Origin of the sequence: Streptomyces sp. 8L (assembly GCF_020176795.1) — a bacterium.
Lineage (GTDB): Bacteria > Actinomycetota > Actinomycetes > Streptomycetales > Streptomycetaceae > Streptomyces.
In genome coordinates this window covers 1-16,609 of record NZ_JAIUKE010000281.1, presented here as the reverse complement: position 1 = coordinate 16,609, position 16,609 = coordinate 1, and the positions used below count along the sequence as shown (strand labels likewise).

At 72.4% G+C, this 16,609-nt stretch carries 15 protein-coding genes; 6 read left to right on the top strand and 9 right to left on the bottom strand.

What is annotated here, in order from left to right; all coding sequences use genetic code 11:
• The 6 genes from LCE31_RS22705 to LCE31_RS22680 all read left to right on the top strand — a co-directional run.
• Nucleotides 1–2,010, top strand: a 2,010-nt coding sequence (locus tag LCE31_RS22705; RefSeq protein ID WP_225016982.1) for a MinD/ParA family ATP-binding protein, incomplete at its 5' end; no start/stop codon positions are given.
• Nucleotides 2,011–2,225: 215 nt separating this feature from the next.
• Nucleotides 2,226–4,136, top strand: a complete 1,911-nt coding sequence (locus LCE31_RS22700) for an ABC transporter substrate-binding protein (protein ID WP_225016981.1) — start codon at nucleotides 2,226–2,228, stop codon at nucleotides 4,134–4,136.
• A gap of 2 nt (nucleotides 4,137–4,138) precedes the next feature.
• Nucleotides 4,139–5,230: an ABC transporter permease gene (locus tag LCE31_RS22695; RefSeq protein ID WP_225016979.1), complete on the top strand. Its 1,092-nt coding sequence runs from the start codon at nucleotides 4,139–4,141 to the stop codon at nucleotides 5,228–5,230.
• Complete coding sequence (locus LCE31_RS22690) at nucleotides 5,227–6,174, top strand: ABC transporter permease (protein ID WP_225016977.1); 948 nt, start codon at nucleotides 5,227–5,229, stop codon at nucleotides 6,172–6,174. Before LCE31_RS22695 ends, LCE31_RS22690 begins: the two co-directional genes overlap by 4 nt.
• A complete protein-coding gene (locus tag LCE31_RS22685) occupies nucleotides 6,171–7,157 on the top strand; it encodes an ABC transporter ATP-binding protein (protein ID WP_374118523.1) in 987 nt (328 codons plus the stop codon). Before LCE31_RS22690 ends, LCE31_RS22685 begins: the two co-directional genes overlap by 4 nt.
• 3 nt (nucleotides 7,158–7,160) lie before the next feature.
• The gene (locus LCE31_RS22680) at nucleotides 7,161–8,186 is read left to right on the top strand and encodes an ABC transporter ATP-binding protein (RefSeq protein WP_225016975.1); all 1,026 of its coding nucleotides are present in this window, start codon (nucleotides 7,161–7,163) and stop codon (nucleotides 8,184–8,186) included.
• Nucleotides 8,187–8,347: 161 nt separating this feature from the next.
• Here the strand turns inward: LCE31_RS22680 and LCE31_RS22675 are convergent, their stop codons facing one another.
• The 9 genes from LCE31_RS22675 to infB form a co-directional block, all read right to left on the bottom strand.
• Entirely contained in the window at nucleotides 8,348–8,860 is a 513-nt protein-coding gene (locus tag LCE31_RS22675) for a hypothetical protein (RefSeq protein ID WP_225016973.1), read from the bottom strand.
• Nucleotides 8,838–10,172 (bottom strand): hypothetical protein, encoded by a 1,335-nt coding sequence (locus LCE31_RS22670; protein WP_225016971.1) that lies wholly within the window; start codon nucleotides 10,170–10,172, stop codon nucleotides 8,838–8,840. The genes LCE31_RS22675 and LCE31_RS22670 overlap by 23 nt, the downstream gene beginning before the upstream one ends.
• Nucleotides 10,169–10,462 (bottom strand): DUF6317 family protein, encoded by a 294-nt coding sequence (locus LCE31_RS22665; protein ID WP_225016969.1) that lies wholly within the window; start codon nucleotides 10,460–10,462, stop codon nucleotides 10,169–10,171. Before LCE31_RS22665 ends, LCE31_RS22670 begins: the two co-directional genes overlap by 4 nt.
• Nucleotides 10,463–10,864, bottom strand: coding sequence for an SAV_915 family protein (locus LCE31_RS22660; protein ID WP_225016967.1), 402 nt, complete (start codon nucleotides 10,862–10,864; stop codon nucleotides 10,463–10,465).
• Between the two features lie 174 nt (nucleotides 10,865–11,038).
• Nucleotides 11,039–12,010 carry a bifunctional riboflavin kinase/FAD synthetase gene (locus tag LCE31_RS22655; protein ID WP_225016965.1) on the bottom strand — a complete coding sequence of 324 codons (972 nt, stop codon included), beginning with the start codon at nucleotides 12,008–12,010 and terminating at the stop codon, nucleotides 11,039–11,041.
• 266 nt (nucleotides 12,011–12,276) lie between these two features.
• Complete coding sequence (gene truB / locus LCE31_RS22650; protein ID WP_225016962.1) at nucleotides 12,277–13,176, bottom strand: tRNA pseudouridine(55) synthase TruB; 900 nt, start codon at nucleotides 13,174–13,176, stop codon at nucleotides 12,277–12,279.
• Complete coding sequence (gene rbfA / locus LCE31_RS22645; protein WP_225016960.1) at nucleotides 13,173–13,724, bottom strand: 30S ribosome-binding factor RbfA; 552 nt, start codon at nucleotides 13,722–13,724, stop codon at nucleotides 13,173–13,175. The genes truB and rbfA overlap by 4 nt, the downstream gene beginning before the upstream one ends.
• A 127-nt stretch (nucleotides 13,725–13,851) precedes the next feature.
• A complete protein-coding gene (locus LCE31_RS22640) occupies nucleotides 13,852–14,145 on the bottom strand; it encodes a DUF503 domain-containing protein (RefSeq protein WP_225016957.1) in 294 nt (97 codons plus the stop codon).
• A 221-nt stretch (nucleotides 14,146–14,366) separates the two neighbouring features.
• Nucleotides 14,367–16,609 (bottom strand): translation initiation factor IF-2 (infB, locus tag LCE31_RS22635; RefSeq protein ID WP_225016955.1); only part of this gene is annotated, 2,243 nt, incomplete at its 5' end.

The following is a 16,609-nucleotide window of genomic DNA, read 5'->3' as shown; positions in this document are numbered from 1 at the left end:
GCCCCGTGGGCACCGCCCCCCGCGACCGCCCCGCCGGCGCCGGGCGCCGCCCTGCCGCCGCTGCCACCCGCGTTCGAGCCCGCGAACCCGGCCGCACCGCCGCAGTGGCCCGCGAACCCCGCGCAGCCGCCCGCGCCGCAGGCGCCGTGGCAGCAACAGCAACAAGCACAGCAACCGCAGCAGGCACAGCAGCAGGCACAGCAACCGCAGGGCGGCGGGTACGGGTACCCCACCGCGCCGGGAGCGCCCGCGAACGTGCCGCAGCAGCCGGGCGGTTACGGGTTCCCGCAGGCGGGCGCCCCCGAAGGGCCGCCCGCACCCGGCGGATACGGCTTCCCCCTGCCAGGCCAGCAGACCGGGCCCCAGCAGCCGGGACCCCAGCAACAGCCCGGCCCCGGACAGCCCGGTGCGCAGCAGATGCCGCCGGGGCAGCCCGGACACCCGAGAGGCGGACCGGGTGGACCCGGTGGCGCCGGCCCCGGTGGACCGGGGGGACCGGGTCCGCAGGGGCCTCCGGTCGACCCGCGGTCCGGGACGGCCTGGCCGTCACCCGTGGCGCACGACCACCGCGAGCGGTCGGTGCCGGGCGCGCCGCTCGGCTACACGGCGGCCGTCGAGCTGTCGTCCGACCGGCTGCTGCGCAACAACAAGCAGAAGCCGAAGAGCAACCGGAACCCGGCCGCGTCCCGCTTCAAGCTCGGCGGCAAGGCGGCGGAGGCCGACCGGCAGCGGAAGCTCGAACTGATCAGGACGCCCGTTCTGTCCTGCTACCGGATCGCCGTGATCAGCCTCAAGGGCGGCGTGGGCAAGACGACCACGACCACCGCGCTCGGCTCCACGCTGGCCACCGAGCGGCAGGACAAGATCCTCGCGATCGACGCCAACCCGGACGCGGGCACGCTCGGGCGCCGGGTGCGGCGCGAGACCGGGGCGACCATCCGCGACCTGGTCCAGGCGATCCCGTACCTGAACAGCTACATGGACATCCGGCGGTTCACCTCCCAGGCCCCCTCCGGCCTGGAGATCATCGCCAACGACGTCGACCCCGCCGTCTCCACGACGTTCAACGACGAGGACTACCGCAGGGCGATCGACGTGCTCGGCAAGCAGTACCCGGTCATCCTCACGGACTCGGGCACGGGCCTGCTGTACAGCGCGATGCGCGGCGTGCTCGACCTCGCGGACCAGCTGATCATCATCTCCACACCGTCCGTCGACGGCGCGAGCAGCGCCTCCACGACGCTCGACTGGCTCTCCGCGCACGGGTACGCGGATCTGGTGCAGCGGTCCCTCACGGTGATCTCCGGGGTGCGCGAGACCGGCAAGATGATCAAGGTCGAGGACATCGTGCAGCACTTCGAGACGCGCTGCCGCGGCGTGGTCGTCGTGCCGTTCGACGAGCACCTCGCGGCGGGCGCCGAGGTGGACCTCGACATGATGCGGCCGAAGACCCGTGAGGCCTACTTCAACCTCTCCGCGCTGGTCGCCGAGGACTTCCTGCGCGCGCAGCAGCAGCAGGGGCTGTGGATGGCGGAGGGGAACAACCCGCCGCCGCAGCAGGCCCCGCCCATGCCCGGCCAACCGATGCCGGGTCAGCCGATGCCGGGCCAGCAGCAGGCACCGACCGGTCCCTATCCTCAGGGCGGCGCCCCGCAGCAGGGCGGTCCCGTGCCGCCGCAGTACGGCGGAGCGCCGGGGCAGATCCCCGGCCAGGCTCCGCCCGCGGGCCACGCGCCCGGCCAGGTCTCGCCGTACGGCGCGCCGTACGGACAGGGGCCCTACGGGTATCCCCCGCAGCAGCCGGCCGCGCCCGGCCCGGGTCCCGGCTGGGGCCCGCCCCCGGCGTTCCCCGCACAGCAGGGTGCACCGGGAGCTCCGGGTGCGCCGGGAGCGCCCGCCCCCGCCGGCCAGGACGGCAGGCCGGCCCAGCCCGGGCAGCCTGATCAGGACGGCACCGTGCCGCCGCCCGGATGGCCCACCCAGCCGCCGCAGCAGCCGCCCGCCCGGTAGGGCGAAGCAGCCACCGGACCCCGAGGGTCCGCACCTCCGTTCGAGGTGCGGACCCTCGTCGTGTTTCACATGCCCCGACCGTGCCACTGGGTAATGGGTCGTTGACGTTCCGTCAACGTGCTGATACACCTCCCTTCACCGAAGGGTGGGGAACCACGGCCCCGCCGCGCTCCTGCCCCCGCCCGCCGAGCGAGTGATGACGCGAGGTCACCGGCATGGCCCGACCAGTTCTCCCGCACCGCACGCGGCCGGTCCCGCCGCGCCGCGGGGCCCGTGTGCCGACGGCCGCCCTGGCCGCCGCCGCGCTGGTGACGGCGGCCGGCGTGCTCTCGTACGGCCCGCTGCCCGCGGCGGCCCAGCAGCACCCGGCGGCCGGGCGCGCGAGCGGCGAGACCACCGGGAAGACGGCAGGGAAGAGGGTGCTGACGGTCGCGGTGCGGCAGAGCGTGGACTCGCTCAGCCCGTTCCTCGCGCAGTCGCTCGTGGCGAGCACCGTCCACCGCCTGGCGTACGAGTACCTGACGAACTACGACCCGAAGGACGGGCACGCCGTCCCGGGGTTCGCCACGTCCTGGAAGTCGTCCAGGTCCAAGCTCACCTGGACGTACACCATCCGGAAGAACTCCCGCTGGTCGGACGGCGTGCGGGCCACCGCCCGGGACGCCGCCTGGACGTTCCGGAAGATGATGACCGACCCGGGCGCGGCGACGGCGAACGGCAGTTTCACCGCCAACTTCGCGCAGGTCACGGCGCCGAACGCGACGACCCTCGTCGTACGGCTGAAGAAGCCGCAGGCGAACATGACCGCGCTCGACGTGCCGATCGTGCCGGAGCACGTCTGGGACAAGGTCAAGGACTTCGCGTCCTTCAACAACGACAAGAGCTTCCCCATCGTGGGCAACGGGCCGTTCATCGTCACGGACTACAAGGTCGACCAGTACGTGAAGCTCAAGCCGAACAAGACGTTCTGGCGGGGCGCGCCGAAGTTCGACGAGCTGGACCTGAAGTACTACAAGGACGGGGACGCGGCCGTGGCCGCGCTCCGCAAGGGCGAGGTCTCGTTCGTCTCCAACCTCACCCCCGCGCAGACCTCGGCCCTCAAGCACACCAAGGACATCAAGGTCAACGACGCGCCAGGCAACCGTTTCTACGCCCTCGCCACCAATCCGGGCGCCCGCGCGAGAAACGGGCAGAAACTCGGCGACGGGAACCCGGCGCTGCTGGACCCCGTGGTACGCCGGGCGCTGTTCGAGTCCGTGGACACCGGGCGTCTGGTGAAGACCGTCTTCCAGGGCCACGCCGCCGCCGGCCGGGGCTACCTGCCGCCGCGCTTCGGCGCGTACTACTGGCAGCCCTCGGCGCGGCAGCGGGTCGGCTACGACCCGGCGCGGGCCGCCGCGGACCTGGAGCGGGCGGGCTACCGGACCGACCGCCACGGGCGGCGGCTCGGCAAGGACGGCAGGCCGCTGGACTTCCGCATCCTGTGCCACGCCACCGACCCCAACGACAAGGCCGTCAGCCAGTACCTCCAGGAGTGGTGGGCGAAGCTGGGGGTGGGGCTGAAGGTCGAGTGCCTGGACAACGTCGGGGACCCCTGGCTGGCCGGTGACTTCGACCTCGCGTTCGACGGATGGTCCGTCAGCCCCGACCCGGACTACGTGCTGTCCATCCACACCTGCGGCGCCCTGCCCGCGACGCGGAACGCGAGCGGCGCCACCGACGACTTCATCTGCGACAAGACCTACGACCGCCTGTACGCGCGCCAGTCCGCCGAGTACGACCCGCGGAAGCGGGCCGCGCTGATCAAGCGGATGGAGTCGCGGCTCTACGACACCGGCTACATGAACGTGATGGCGTACCCGAACGCCACGGAGGCCTACCGCACCGACCAGATCGCCTCCATCGAGACGATGCCGTCGGCCGGCGGCAACATCTGGGGCCAGGACGGCTACTGGAGCTGGTGGTCCGCGGTGCCCGCGGCGGGCGCCACCGGCGAGGCCGGAGCCGCCTCCGGCTCCACGTCCACCCAGGTCGCCCTGGGGTTCGCGGGCGCCGCACTGGTCACCGCCGGCCTCGTCGTCCTGTACGTGCTGCGCCGCCGGGCGACCGCCGACGACCGGGAGTAGCGATGACCACAGCGAGCACTCCGCAATCCGTGCCGGGCGAGGGCCCGCGGGGCCGCCCGCCCCGGCAGGCGGCTCCCGCGCCCTCTGCCGCCCTCCGCGGGGGACGGCGTGCCGCCGTCACCGGATATCTGCGCTATGTGGCGGGCCGGGCGGCGGGGGCGGCGGTCTCGCTGCTCGCCGTCCTCGTCACGAGCTTCTTCCTCTTCCGCGTGCTGTCCCGCGACCCGGTCAAGGCGATGACGCACGGCGCGCCGATGAGCGCGGAAGCGCAGCGGACGCTGCGCCGTCAGTTCGGTCTCGACCAGCCGCTGTGGCACCAGTTCACCGGCTACTGCTCGTCCGCGCTCACCGGCGACCTGGGGGTCTCGTACCAGTTCCACGCCCCGGTCGGCGAGCTGATCCGGGAGAAGCTGCCCGCCACGCTGCTGCTGACCGGCACGGCCGTGGTGCTGTACTCGGCGCTCGGGCTGTGGCTCGGCACGCGCGCCGCCTGGCGCAGCGGGCGGTGGGCCGACCGGCTGAACACGGGGGTCGCGCTGACGCTCTGGTCGGTGCCGTCGTTCTGGCTGGGGCTGCTGCTGATCATCGTCTTCGGGGTGGGGCTCGGCCCGGTGCCCGGGCTGTTCCCGACCGGGGGCATGTCGTCCGGCGACACGACGGGCCTCGCGTACGTGCTGGACGTGGCGCACCACATGGTGCTGCCGGTCCTCACGCTCGTCGTCGTGGGGTACGCGCAGACCCTGCTGGTGACGCGGTCGTCGCTGCTGGACGAGATGGGCTCCGACTATCTGACGACGGCGCGGGCGAAGGGGTTGCGGGACGCGCTCGTACGCCGCCGGCACGCGGTGCCGAACGCGCTGCTGCCGACGGTGACGATGGTCTTCATCAACCTCGGGTTCGTGGCGGCCGGTTCGATCCTGACGGAGACGGTGTTCTCCTGGCCGGGCCTTGGCCAGCTGTTCTACCAGGCGCTGAGCGTGCCCGATCTGCCGCTCGTGCAGGGCCTGTTCGTCGTGTTCGCGGGGGCCATGATCCTGATGAACCTCCTCGCCGACCTGATCTATCCGCTCCTCGATCCCCGGGTGGGCCGATGACTCTCGCCGATGCGGAACAGCAGGAGCCCACCGAGCTGCCGCCGCCGCGCACCAGGACGGCCGCGTCCCTGGCCCGGCAGCGGCGGCGCGCCGCCCTCGCGCGCTTCTGGCGCGGCTACCGGGCGCACCGGGCCGGGCTGATCGGCCTGGGCGGCCTCGCGGTGATCGCGCTCGTCGCGGTCGCGGCGCCGCTGCTCGTCGGCGACCACGTGCGCAGCGTGACGGCGGCGACCGGCGCGCCGCTCGCGGCGCCGAGCCCGCGCTACCCGCTCGGCACGGACCAGTTCGGCCGGTCCCTGCTGGGGCTGCTCGTGTGGGGCGCGCGGGTGTCCCTGACGGTCGGACTGCTGGCCGCCGCGCTGTCGGTGGCGATCGGCACCCTCGTCGGAGTGGTGGCGGGGCACTTCGGCGGCGTGCTCTCGACAGTCGTCATGCGCGTCACGGACTGGTTCCTGGTGATGCCGACCCTCGTACTCGCGATCGTCCTCGCGACGGTGATGTCCCGCTCCGTGTGGACGGTGATCATCGCGATCGGGGTGACGAGCTGGCCGACGACGGCCCGGCTGGTGCGCGCGCAGACCATCGCGGTCGAGTCCCGCCCGTACATCGAGCGAGCCAGGGCGCTCGGCGGCGGCCACCGCCATGTCATGACCCGGCACGTCCTGCCGAACGTGATGCCGCTGGTGCTGGCGCAGACCACGCTCGGCATCTCCGCCGCGATCCTCACCGAGGCCACGCTCGCCTTCCTCGGCCTCGGCGACCCCACAGTCGTGTCGTGGGGCGGGATGCTCCAGGACGCGCGCGAGGCGGGTGCCGTCTCGTCGGGCCACTGGTGGTATCTCGCGCCGCCGGGCATCGCGATCGCGGTGGTCGCGCTGGCGTTCACCCTGTGCGGGCGCGCCGTCGAGTCCGTACTCAACCCCCGCCTGGGGGTAGGGCGTTGAGCACCGGCACGGGAAGCGGCGGCGGCTGGCTGCTGGAGGCCGAGGAGCTGAGCGTCGTCTACGGTACGGGCGCGGCCGCCGTGCCCGCCGTACGCGGCGTCGGCCTGACGCTGGGGGCGGGCGGCACGCTCGGCCTCGCGGGCGAGTCCGGGTGCGGCAAGTCGACTCTGGCGCTCGCGCTGCTGCGGCTGCTGCCGCCCTCGGCGCGGCTGTCCGGGAAGATCCTGCTGGACGGCGAGGACGTGCTCACGATGCGGTGGGGCCGGCTGCGGGCGGTGCGCTGGGCAGGCGCGTCGATCGTGTTCCAGGGCGCGATGCACTCGCTGAACGCGGTGCACAGGATCGGCGACCAGATCGCGGAGCCGCTGCTCGTGCACCGGCGCGCGACGCCCGGGGGCGCCCGGCACCGGGCCGCTGAACTGCTGGAGCAGGTCGGCCTGCCCGCCACGCGGGCGCACGCCTATCCGCACGAGCTGTCCGGCGGCCAGCGCCAGCGGGTGATGATCGCGATGGCGCTGGCCTGCGAGCCGCGCCTGGTCGTCGCGGACGAGCCGACGACGGCTCTCGACGTGATGATCCAGGCGCAGATCCTGCGGCTCATCGAGGGCCTCGTCGCGGAGCAGGGCATCGGCCTCATGATGATCAGCCACGATCTGGCCGTCCTCGCGGACACCTGCGACCGGCTGGCCGTGATGTACGCGGGCCGGATCGTGGAGGAGGGCCCGGCCCGCGCCGTCCATGACGCGGCGGCGCATCCGTACGGCCGGGCGCTGTCGGCGGCGTTCCCCCGCGTCGGGGACCCGGCGTCCCGGCTCGCGCCGCGCGGCCTGCCGGGCGACCCGCCGGACCCGGCGGCGCTGCCCGCCGGCTGCGCCTTCCAGCCGCGCTGCCCGGTCGCCCTGCCCGGCTGCGCGCACGACGACCAGCCGCTGCGGGCCGCGGGCGAGGGCCGCAGGGCCGCCTGCGTACGAGTGGGAGAGTGAGCGATGTCCACGGCACCGGTGATGAAGGAGACGTCCCCCGGCCGTCCGCCGCGGGCGCTGCTGTCGGCGGACGCACTCTCGGTCACGTTTCCCGGGCGGCGCGGCGGCCCGCCCGCGCGCGCCGTCGACGGCGTCGATCTGGACATCGGGCCCGGCGAGATCGTCGCACTCGTCGGCGAGTCGGGCTGCGGCAAGACCACGCTGGCCCGCGCCCTGCTCGGCCTGGTCACCCCGACCGCCGGCCGGGTCGTCTTCGCCGGGGAGCCCCTCGGGTACGGGCCGCGGGCCCTCAAGGCGTACCGCGGCCGGGTGCAGCTGGTCCTCCAGGACCCGAGCGGCTCCCTCAACCCCCGGCACACCGTGTACGAGGCGGTGGCGGAGGGCCTCAGAATCCACGGCCGCCCGGGGGACGAGCGGACGGCGGTGGCGGACGCCCTGGCGCGGGCCGGGCTCCGGCCGCCCGAGCGCTTCTTCCTGCGCCACCCGCACGAGCTGTCCGGCGGCCAGCGCCAGCGCGTGGTCATCGCGGGCGCGCTGGTGCTGCGCCCCGAAGTCCTCGTCGCGGACGAGCCGGTGGCGTCCCTCGACGCGTCCGTACGCGGTGAGATCCTCGCGCTGCTCCTGGCACTGCGCGCGGAACTCGGGCTGTCCGCGCTGGTGGTGACGCACGACCTGGGCCTCGCGTGGAACATCGCCGACCGGGTCGCGGTGATGTACCTGGGCCGCGTCGTGGAGAGCGGCCCGGTCGAGGACGTGCTGTCGGCGCCGCGCCACCCCTACACGCGGGCACTGCTCTCGGTCCTGCCGGAGTCACCGGCCGAGCCGGTCGTGCTGTCGGGCGAACCACCCGACCCGACCCGGGTCCCCGGCGGCTGCCGCTTCCACGCCCGCTGCCAGATCCTCGCGTCGGGCGAGGCGGCCCGCACGGGCGTCGCGGAAGCCTGCCGCACCCAGGACCTCCCGGTCCTGCCGGGCACGGGCCCACACGCGGCAGCCTGCCACTGGGCGGCCCCGGAAGCGGGGGCCTGACGCCGGCTCATCAGGCCGGGAGCGGCGGGGTGGCGTGAGCTGCGGCCGACGTCCGGCGTGGGCGACAGGTCGCGTGACGCCGCTCGCCCCTCAGCCGCCGTGCGCCTCCACGGCCCGTCGGGCACGGGACAGACCCACACGCTGTGCGTTCGAGCGCGGGGTCAGGCTCCGGCCTGTTCGAGAGCCCTGCGGGCCGAGACCTCCACCGGAAGTACGCGCACGAAACTCCCCCCGAGCAGCGCGAAGAGAGCCCACAGCAGCAGCGGCGCGAGGAAGGGCAGCAGCAGAAGCGCCGGCAACCGTCCTGACAGGGCGAGCCCCGGCGCCTTGCGCTGCCCCGAGGAATTCAGACGCCGTGCTTCCTCCGGCGTAGGTGGTGTCGCCTGGGTTTTCCGGAGCTTGCGCCGGGCCGCGACCCAGCCCCACACGGCGCCGGCAGCGCAGGCCAAGCAGTACAGAACGCGGCACGCCGATCGCCAGAATGGGTCCAGCCCGCTGACGAGGTCGAAGAAACCCCCGATGATGACGGCGGACAGTCCACCCAGAACGATGAAAAGGAACAGCCCGAGCGCGACGCGCCGGATCCAGTAAGCCGCGCCACGACGCACCCAGGTGGTGCCCACCACCGGCAGCTTCGCCGGCTTCGGTACGTCAGAAGTGACTCGTGAGACCATTCCATGCCTTCTTCGCTGCGTGGCCGACGCCCTTCGCGAGGTTCACGTCGGACTGCCAGGACTTCGACCCGGCGTCTCCCAGACCGTGCAGGACGCCGCCCACCACACCGTGGTCGTGGATGTCCTCGCTCCAGTGCTCGTGCAGGGCCGAGTCGATGTAGTTGGTGGCGCCGATGACCACCAGACCTCCAGCGCCCGCGACCACGCTCACCGGCGCGCTCACCCCCAGTGCGGCGGCTGCGGCCACCCCGCCCGCCACCGTCGCCGTCCCCACCGCGAGACCACCCAGGGCGGCGCCCTCGTCGACCACCACGGAATGGCTCCACGACCATCCTTTGTCGTGGTCGTCCTTGGCCTCCAGCAGCCCGGCCGCTCCCGCCGCCGCGATGTCCACGACCGGGATCTCCTTCAGGAAGTCGGGCAGTTTCTCGACGCCCTCCCCCGCACGCAGCAGCTTCGCCGCGTCGACGACCTTCGTGTTGAGCACATGGTCGTAAGGCAGGGCGGAACTGCCCTGCTCGCCCCTGGCGATGTCCGTCTCCAGACCGTCCAATTTCGCCAGCGCGTCACGGTAGGCGCCTTTTGCGGGCAAGTCCTTGGGGAGAGATTTGCCGGCCTTCTGGTAGGCCTTGCGCTCGGCACGCAGTTCTTTCTTGGCCTGATCGGCATCGTGCTTCGCGTCGTCGAGTTGGGTCGCCGCGTCATGGCCCTTGACGCGTGTGCGCTCCGAGTCGTAGGCGTACAGTCCGCGCAGGTAGTCGGCGATGGTGACCTCCTCGCCCTTGGTGGCGCTGTGGCCGTCCCCCTCGCCCGTCGCGTCCGCGTACAGCGTCCGCAAATCGTCGGCCGCGTCCAGACGCGCCTGCTGGGCTTCATGCAGCGCCCTGGCGCGAACCGCACCGTAGCCGTCGAGCGCCTTGATCGTTTTCGCTTCGGCAGGCGTGGGAGGGTTGTTGGTCATCAGCTGACCCGGCACACCCTTCGGCCCCATGGGGACGCCTGCCCGAACCGCCACGTCTTCCGCGTTCTGCAGACCGCTCTCAGCTGACAGCAGCCGGCTCGAAAGGGTGGTGAACACCAGGCCAACCGCGCTGACGAATTCGGCGAAAGCACCGGCTGCCATCGAGTCGGCCGTCCACGCCTCCCGGAAGGAATCGGCCGCATCGCCCTTCCAGCCGGCGTCGTCCACGAGCTTGTCGGCCTGCTCGCCAAGCGGTTTCACCACGTCGTCCAGGGACTTCTTGGCCTTCACATACGCGGTACCCATGGCTTCAAGGCCGCTGATGTCGCCGCCCACCCAGCTGTCGGTCACGTCAGGTCCTCGAATACGCCATGGACGTCGACGTCGTGGCGCTGATAGGAGTCGTGGGCGTACTTCAGCGTGTCCCCGTGGTCGGCAATCCGATCGCCGAGCTTGTCGTGGAGTCCCGCGATCAGCTCCGCCATGGCTTCGATCATCGAGTCGAGGCCCGGGTCGCCGGAGGCGGCAACGGTCGGCTTCACCTCTTGGTGCAGTGCGTGATACGCGACCGCTTCCTTGGTGAATCTGCTCGCCATGGCGCTGAGGTCACCGAGGACGACCTGGTAGTCGGGATGTCCCATCTAGCCCTGCTCCTCTCCCCCGTAGGTGTCGATGAGGTCCTGCGGTCGCCAGCCGCGTGCTGCGGCGTCGACGGCCGGATCGAGCCGTACGGAGGGCAGCCCGGCGTCCCTCATCGCTTCCGCGTAGGCGCCGAGAGCGACCGCGATCCACGGCTGGGCATCGCCCAGCGCGTCCACGAGCAACTTCAGGGTCGTGAACGCCACCGGAACCGCGCTGCCACCTGTGTGTGCCAGCAGCTCGAAGTCCACGATCGGCGGGCCACTCTGCGGCAAACGCGGATGGGCAGGCACGAACACCCTGGTGCCGTACGGCGGCACGCCTTCGCGCGGCCCGCCCGTCCCGGCCAGCGCGACGTCGAGGATGCGTGAGGTCGCGGGCCCCGACGAAGCGGACTGGGACACGACGTGACTCCTCCGTGGTCGAAATGTCGTCGTCACTGTAGAGGGGACGAGAACGCATCAGAGAGGAGAAAATCCGACCAAGCAGACAGCGAGAACATGCCGTATGCCAAGGCTTGCGATCGCCTTGACCAATCATTTACCCGCGGGTGTGGCCAGGTACCGACGCCGCCCGGATCAGCCGGTGACGCCCCCGTGCTCCGCGTCGTACGCCGCGATCAGGTCGGAGCAGCGCTTCACGTCGCCCGCCATCGCTTCGAGGAGCGCGTCGATCGACTCGAACTTCTCCTGCCCCCGTACGTACGCCAGGAAGTCCACCGCGACGTGCAGCCCGTAGAGGTCGAGTCCCACGCGGTCGATCGCGTACGCCTCGACGGTCCGCTCCACCCCGTCGAACTGCGGGTTCGTGCCGACGGAGACCGCCGCGGGCATCCGCTCGCCCGACGCGGTCAGCCAGCCGGCGTAGACCCCGTCGGCGGGGATCGCGGAGTGCGGGAGCGTCGCGACGTTGGCCGTGGGGTAGCCGAGCTCCCGGCCGCGCTGCGCCCCGCGCACGACGACGCCCTCGACGCGGTGCGGCCTGCCCAGGATTTCCCCCGCGCCCCGCACGTCGCCCTCGGCGACCAGGCCCCGGGTCAGCGTGGACGAGAAGGGGCGCCCGCCGCCCGCCTCGCCGGTCACGCGCAGGTCGATGACGTCGACCTCGTAGTCGTATGTGGTGCCGAGCTCGGCGAGGACGTCCACATTCCCCGCGGCCCGGTGCCCGAAGCGGAAGTTCGGGCCCTCGACGACCGCGCGGGCATGCAGCTTGTCGACCAGGACCTTGACGATGAAGTCCGCGGGCGACAGTTTCGAGAACTCCACTGTGAACGGCAGGATCAGGACCGCGTCCACGCCCAGGTCCGCCATCAGCTCCGCGCGCCGGTGCTGCGGGGCCAGCAGCGGCGGGTGGCTGCCCGGCCGTACGACCTCGCTGGGGTGCGGGTCGAAGGTCACCACGACGGACGGCACCCCGAGCTCACGCGCCCGTTCGACGGTCCGGCCGATGATGAGCTGGTGGCCGCGGTGCACGCCGTCGTAGGAGCCGATGGTGACGACGCTGCGCCCCCAGTCCTGGGGGATGTCCTCCAAGCCACGCCAGCGCTGCACTGTGACCGCTCCTCGCCCGAAACTGTGTCTGGTCTTTATTCGACTAAGCAACCCCAAGACTGCCATGTCGCGGTCACCGGAGCCGAACGCGCCCCCGAGCGCTCCGGTCGTCACTCCACGCGCCCCCTCCGCGCGGGGGAGAAATCCGCGTCCGGTGGACAGGTGCTTCCGCGGAGGGGGAGGGGCGGGGGGGGGGGGGGGGGGGGGGGGGGGGGGCGGGCCCCCCCGCCCCCCCCGCGAGCGAGCGGGCCGCTCCAGGACCGCCCTCAGCCGAACACGGCGAGGCTCTTGGCCTTGCCCTTCTGCTCCTCCACGAGCGCCAGGAAGCGCCCGTCGGGGCCGAACACGGCGACCGGCGACCGCGGGTAGGCGGGCATGTCCAGGCGTACGCCGTTCAGCAGGAGCTTCGCGCGCCGCTCGTCGACCTCCCAGCGGTCGAACGCGGCCCCCGCCGCCCGCGCCACCGGCATCACCGTCAGCTCCTCCTGGAGCTGCTCCAGGGTCTTCGCCCCGTCGATGGCGTACGGGCCGACACGGGTCCTGCGCAGGGCCGTGAGGTGCCCGCCGACGCCGAGCCCGGCGCCGAGGTCGCGCGCGAGGGCCCTGATGTACGTGCCGGACGAGCAGACGACGGAGACGACCAGGTCGAGCACGGGCGTGCCGTCCTCGGCGACCGCGGCGCGCACGTCGTACACCTGGAAGGAGGAGACCGTGACCGGGCGCGCCGGGATGTCGAAGTCCTCTCCCCCGCGCACCCGGGCGTACGACCGCTTCCCGTCGATCTTGATGGCGCTGACCTTGGAGGGGACCTGCATGATCGCGCCCGTCAGCTCCGCCACCCCCGCGTCGACCGCTTCGCGGGTGATCGCGGAGGCGTCGGCGGACGAGGTGATCTCGCCCTCGGCGTCGTCCGTGACGGTGGCCTGGCCGAGTCTGACCGTACCGAGGTACTCCTTCTCCGTCAGCGCGAGATGGCCGAGGAGCTTGGTGGCCCGCTCCACGCCGAGGACGAGGACGCCCGTGGCCATGGGGTCGAGTGTGCCGGCGTGGCCGACGCGGCGGGTCCTGGCGATCCCGCGCATCTTGGCGACGACGTCGTGCGAGGTGAAGCCCGACGGTTTGTCGACGATGACAAGGCCGTCGGGTGTCCGGTTCTGCTCGGTCATTCGGCGGCGGCACCGCCCGTGGCGTCACCGTCGATGCCCCTCGCGGGACCCGCGGAGCCGTCGGACGCACCGGTCTCCGTGTTCTCGCCAGTCTCGCCGGCCTCGTCGGCTTCGGCAGCTTCGTCTTCTTCACCCGGCTTGCGGTACGGGTCGGCCTCGCCGGCGTACGTCTTGCCCGTCGACACCTCCCGCACCTCGGCGTCCTTGGCACGGGCCCGGTCGAGCAGGCTCTCGATCGTGCGGGCGTTGTCGGGCAGCGCGTCCGGCACGAACGCCAGCGTCGGGGTGAACCTGACGCCGGTCTGGCGGCCCACCTCGGAACGCAGGACGCCCTTCGCGCTCTCCAGGGCCGCGGCCGAGGCGGCGCGCTCCTCGTCGTCGCCGTAGACCGTGTAGAAGACCGTGGCCTCCCGCAGGTCGCCGGTGACACGGGCGTCCGTGATGGTCACGAAGCCGAGCCGCGGGTCCTTGATACGCCGGTCCAGGGTCTCCGCGACCACGACCTGGATGCGATCGGCCAGCTTGCGGGCCCGCGCGTTGTCGGTCACCGGTGGTCACTCTCTTCTTCTCGGTTGGACTTTCTCGGTTGAACTGGGGCCCGCCGGCGGGGCAGGCCCTGTCGGCGGGCCCCGACGGCAAGGGAGACGCCGCGCCCGGCGCGTTCACTCCGCGCGCTCAGTCGTCGTCACCGTGCAGCCGCCGCCGCACGGACAGCAGCTCCACCTCCGGGTGGCCCGCCACCATGCGCTCGCAGCGGTCCAGCACGTCCGTGAGGTGGGCCCAGTCCCCCGAGACGACCGCGAGGCCGATCTCGGCCCTGCGGTAGAGGTCCTGGTCGCCCGTCTCCGCGACGCTCACCGCGAACTTGCGGTGCAGCTCCGCGACGATCGGACGCACGACGGAGCGCTTCTCCTTCAGCGACCGTACGTCGCCGAGCAGCAGATCGAAGGACAGTGTCCCCACATACATGCGCTGTCCGGATGTCCCGCCGGTCCGGGTTCGTGAGTGCCTGGCGCCGTACGGACCGCCGCGCCCGGCGACGTGCCGGCGGCGGTGCCGGCCGTCGCGCCGGCCGCCGTGTCCGGTACGGACAGGATCACGTGAACCGTACACGCAGCGGCCGGGGCCGTTCGACGGATTTGTCGTCCGCCGGACGGCCCCGGACCGTGCGAGCTGCGGGGAACCTCGCGTCAGCCGCGGGGCTTCTCGCGCATCTCGTAGGTGGCGATGACGTCGTCGATCTTGATGTCGTTGAAGTTTCCGAGGTTGATACCGCCCTCGAAGCCTTCGCGGATCTCGGTGACGTCGTCCTTGAAGCGGCGCAGGCCCTCGATGTTGAGGTTCTCCGCGATGACCTTGCCGTCGCGGATGACCCTCGCCTTGGTGTTGCGCCTGACCTCGCCGGACCGGATGAGGACACCGGCGATGTTGCCCAGCTTGGACGAGCGGAAGATCTCGCGGATCTCCGCCGTGCCGAGCTCGGCCTCCTCGTACTCCGGCTTGAGCATGCCCTTGAGGGCGGACTCGATCTCCTCGATCGCCTGGTAGATGACCGAGTAGTACCGGACGTCCACGCCTTCGCGCTCGGCCATCTGCGCGGCACGCCCGGCGGCGCGCACGTTGAAGCCGATCACGATGGCGTCCGAGCCCATCGCCAGGGAGATGTCGGACTCCGTGACCGCGCCGACGCCGCGGTGCAGGACTCGGATGTCGACCTCTTCGCCGACGTCGAGCTGGAGCAGCGAGGACTCCAGGGCCTCGACCGAACCGGACGCGTCGCCCTTGATGATGAGGTTGAGTTCCTGCACGAGGCCGGCCTTGAGCGCCTCGTCCAGGTTCTCCAGGGAGAACCTGACACCCCTGCGGGCGAAGTTCGCGTTCCGCTCGCGGGCCGCGCGCTTCTCGGCGATCTGGCGAGCCGTGCGGTCCTCGTCGACCACGAGGAAGTTGTCGCCCGCGCCCGGCACGTTGGTCAGACCGAGCACCAGGACCGGCGTCGACGGGGGCGCCTCTTCCACGTTGTTGCCGTTGTCGTCGAGCATCGCCCGGACCCGGCCGTACGCGTCACCGGCGACCATCGTGTCGCCGACGCGCAGCGTGCCGCGCTGGACGAGCACGGTGGCGACGGCGCCGCGACCGCGGTCGAGGTGGGCCTCGATCGCGATGCCCTGCGCGTCCTGCTCCGGGTTGGCCCGCAGGTCGAGCGAGGCGTCCGCGGTCAGGACCACGGCCTCCAGCAGGCTGTCGATGTTCAGACCCTGCTTGGCGGAGATGTCGACGAACATGGTGTCGCCGCCGTACTCCTCGGCCACCAGACCGAACTCGGTGAGCTGGCCGCGCACCTTCGTCGGGTCCGCGCCCTCGACGTCGATCTTGTTGACCGCGACCACGATCGGCACCTCGGCCGCCTTGGCGTGGTTCAGCGCCTCGATCGTCTGGGGCATCACACCGTCGTTGGCCGCGACCACCAGGATCGCGATGTCGGTGGACTTCGCACCACGGGCACGCATGGCGGTGAACGCCTCGTGGCCCGGCGTGTCGATGAACGTGATCTTGCGCTCGTCACCGTTGACGTCCGTCGTCACCTGGTAGGCGCCGATGTGCTGCGTGATACCGCCGGCCTCGCCCGCGACCACGTTGGTCTTGCGGATCGTGTCCAGCAGCCGGGTCTTGCCGTGGTCGACGTGGCCCATGACGGTGACCACCGGCGGCCGGGAGACCAGCAGCTCGTCGCCGCCCTCGTCCTCGCCGAACTCGATGTCGAAGGACTCGAGCAGCTCGCGGTCCTCCTCCTCCGGGCTGACGATCTCCAGGACGTAGTTCATCTCGTCCGCGAGCAGCTGGAGCGTCTCGTCGGAGACGGACTGCGTGGCCGTGACCATCTCGCCGAGGTTCATCATCACCGCGACGAGCGACGCCGGGTTGGCGTTGATCTTCTCGGCGAAGTCGGTGAGGGAGGCACCGCGCGACAGGCGGACGCTCTGTCCGTTGCCGCGAGGCAGCATCACACCGCCGACCGACGGGGCCTGCATGGCCTCGTACTCCTGGCGCCTCTGCCGCTTCGACTTGCGGCCGCGGCGCGCGGGACCGCCGGGACGGCCGAACGCGCCCTGTGTGCCACCACGGCCGCCGGGACCGCCGGGACGGCCGCCGAAGCCGGGACGGCCCCCGCCGCCGCCGAAGCCGACGCCACCCGGACGGCCGCGACCGCCGCCGCCACCGCCGGGACGACCGGCGAAGCCACCGCCGCCACCGCCGCCGGGACGACCCGCGACGCCGGGACGACCGCCGCCGCCACCGCCGGGACGACCGCCGCCGCGGGGACCACGGCGACCGCCGGGGCCGACGCGGGGACGCGGACCCGCGGCGGGGCGCTGGGGCATCATGCCCGGGTTCGGGCGGTTGCCGCCGGGGCCGCCGCCGGGACGGGGAC

Bases quoted from the DNA above. Each gene is read 5' to 3' on its own strand.
- LCE31_RS22640 (WP_225016957.1), bottom strand. From the start codon at position 14,145: ATGTATGTGGGGACACTGTCCTTCGATCTGCTGCTCGGCGACGTACGG.
- LCE31_RS22675 (WP_225016973.1), bottom strand. From the start codon at position 8,860: ATGGTCTCACGAGTCACTTCTGACGTACCGAAGCCGGCGAAGCTGCCG.
- LCE31_RS22665 (WP_225016969.1), bottom strand. From the start codon at position 10,462: ATGGGACATCCCGACTACCAGGTCGTCCTCGGTGACCTCAGCGCCATG.
- LCE31_RS22690 (WP_225016977.1), top strand. From the start codon at position 5,227: ATGACTCTCGCCGATGCGGAACAGCAGGAGCCCACCGAGCTGCCGCCG.
- LCE31_RS22700 (WP_225016981.1), top strand. From the start codon at position 2,226: ATGGCCCGACCAGTTCTCCCGCACCGCACGCGGCCGGTCCCGCCGCGC.
- LCE31_RS22695 (WP_225016979.1), top strand. From the start codon at position 4,139: ATGACCACAGCGAGCACTCCGCAATCCGTGCCGGGCGAGGGCCCGCGG.
- truB (WP_225016962.1), bottom strand. From the start codon at position 13,176: ATGACCGAGCAGAACCGGACACCCGACGGCCTTGTCATCGTCGACAAA.
- LCE31_RS22680 (WP_225016975.1), top strand. From the start codon at position 7,161: ATGTCCACGGCACCGGTGATGAAGGAGACGTCCCCCGGCCGTCCGCCG.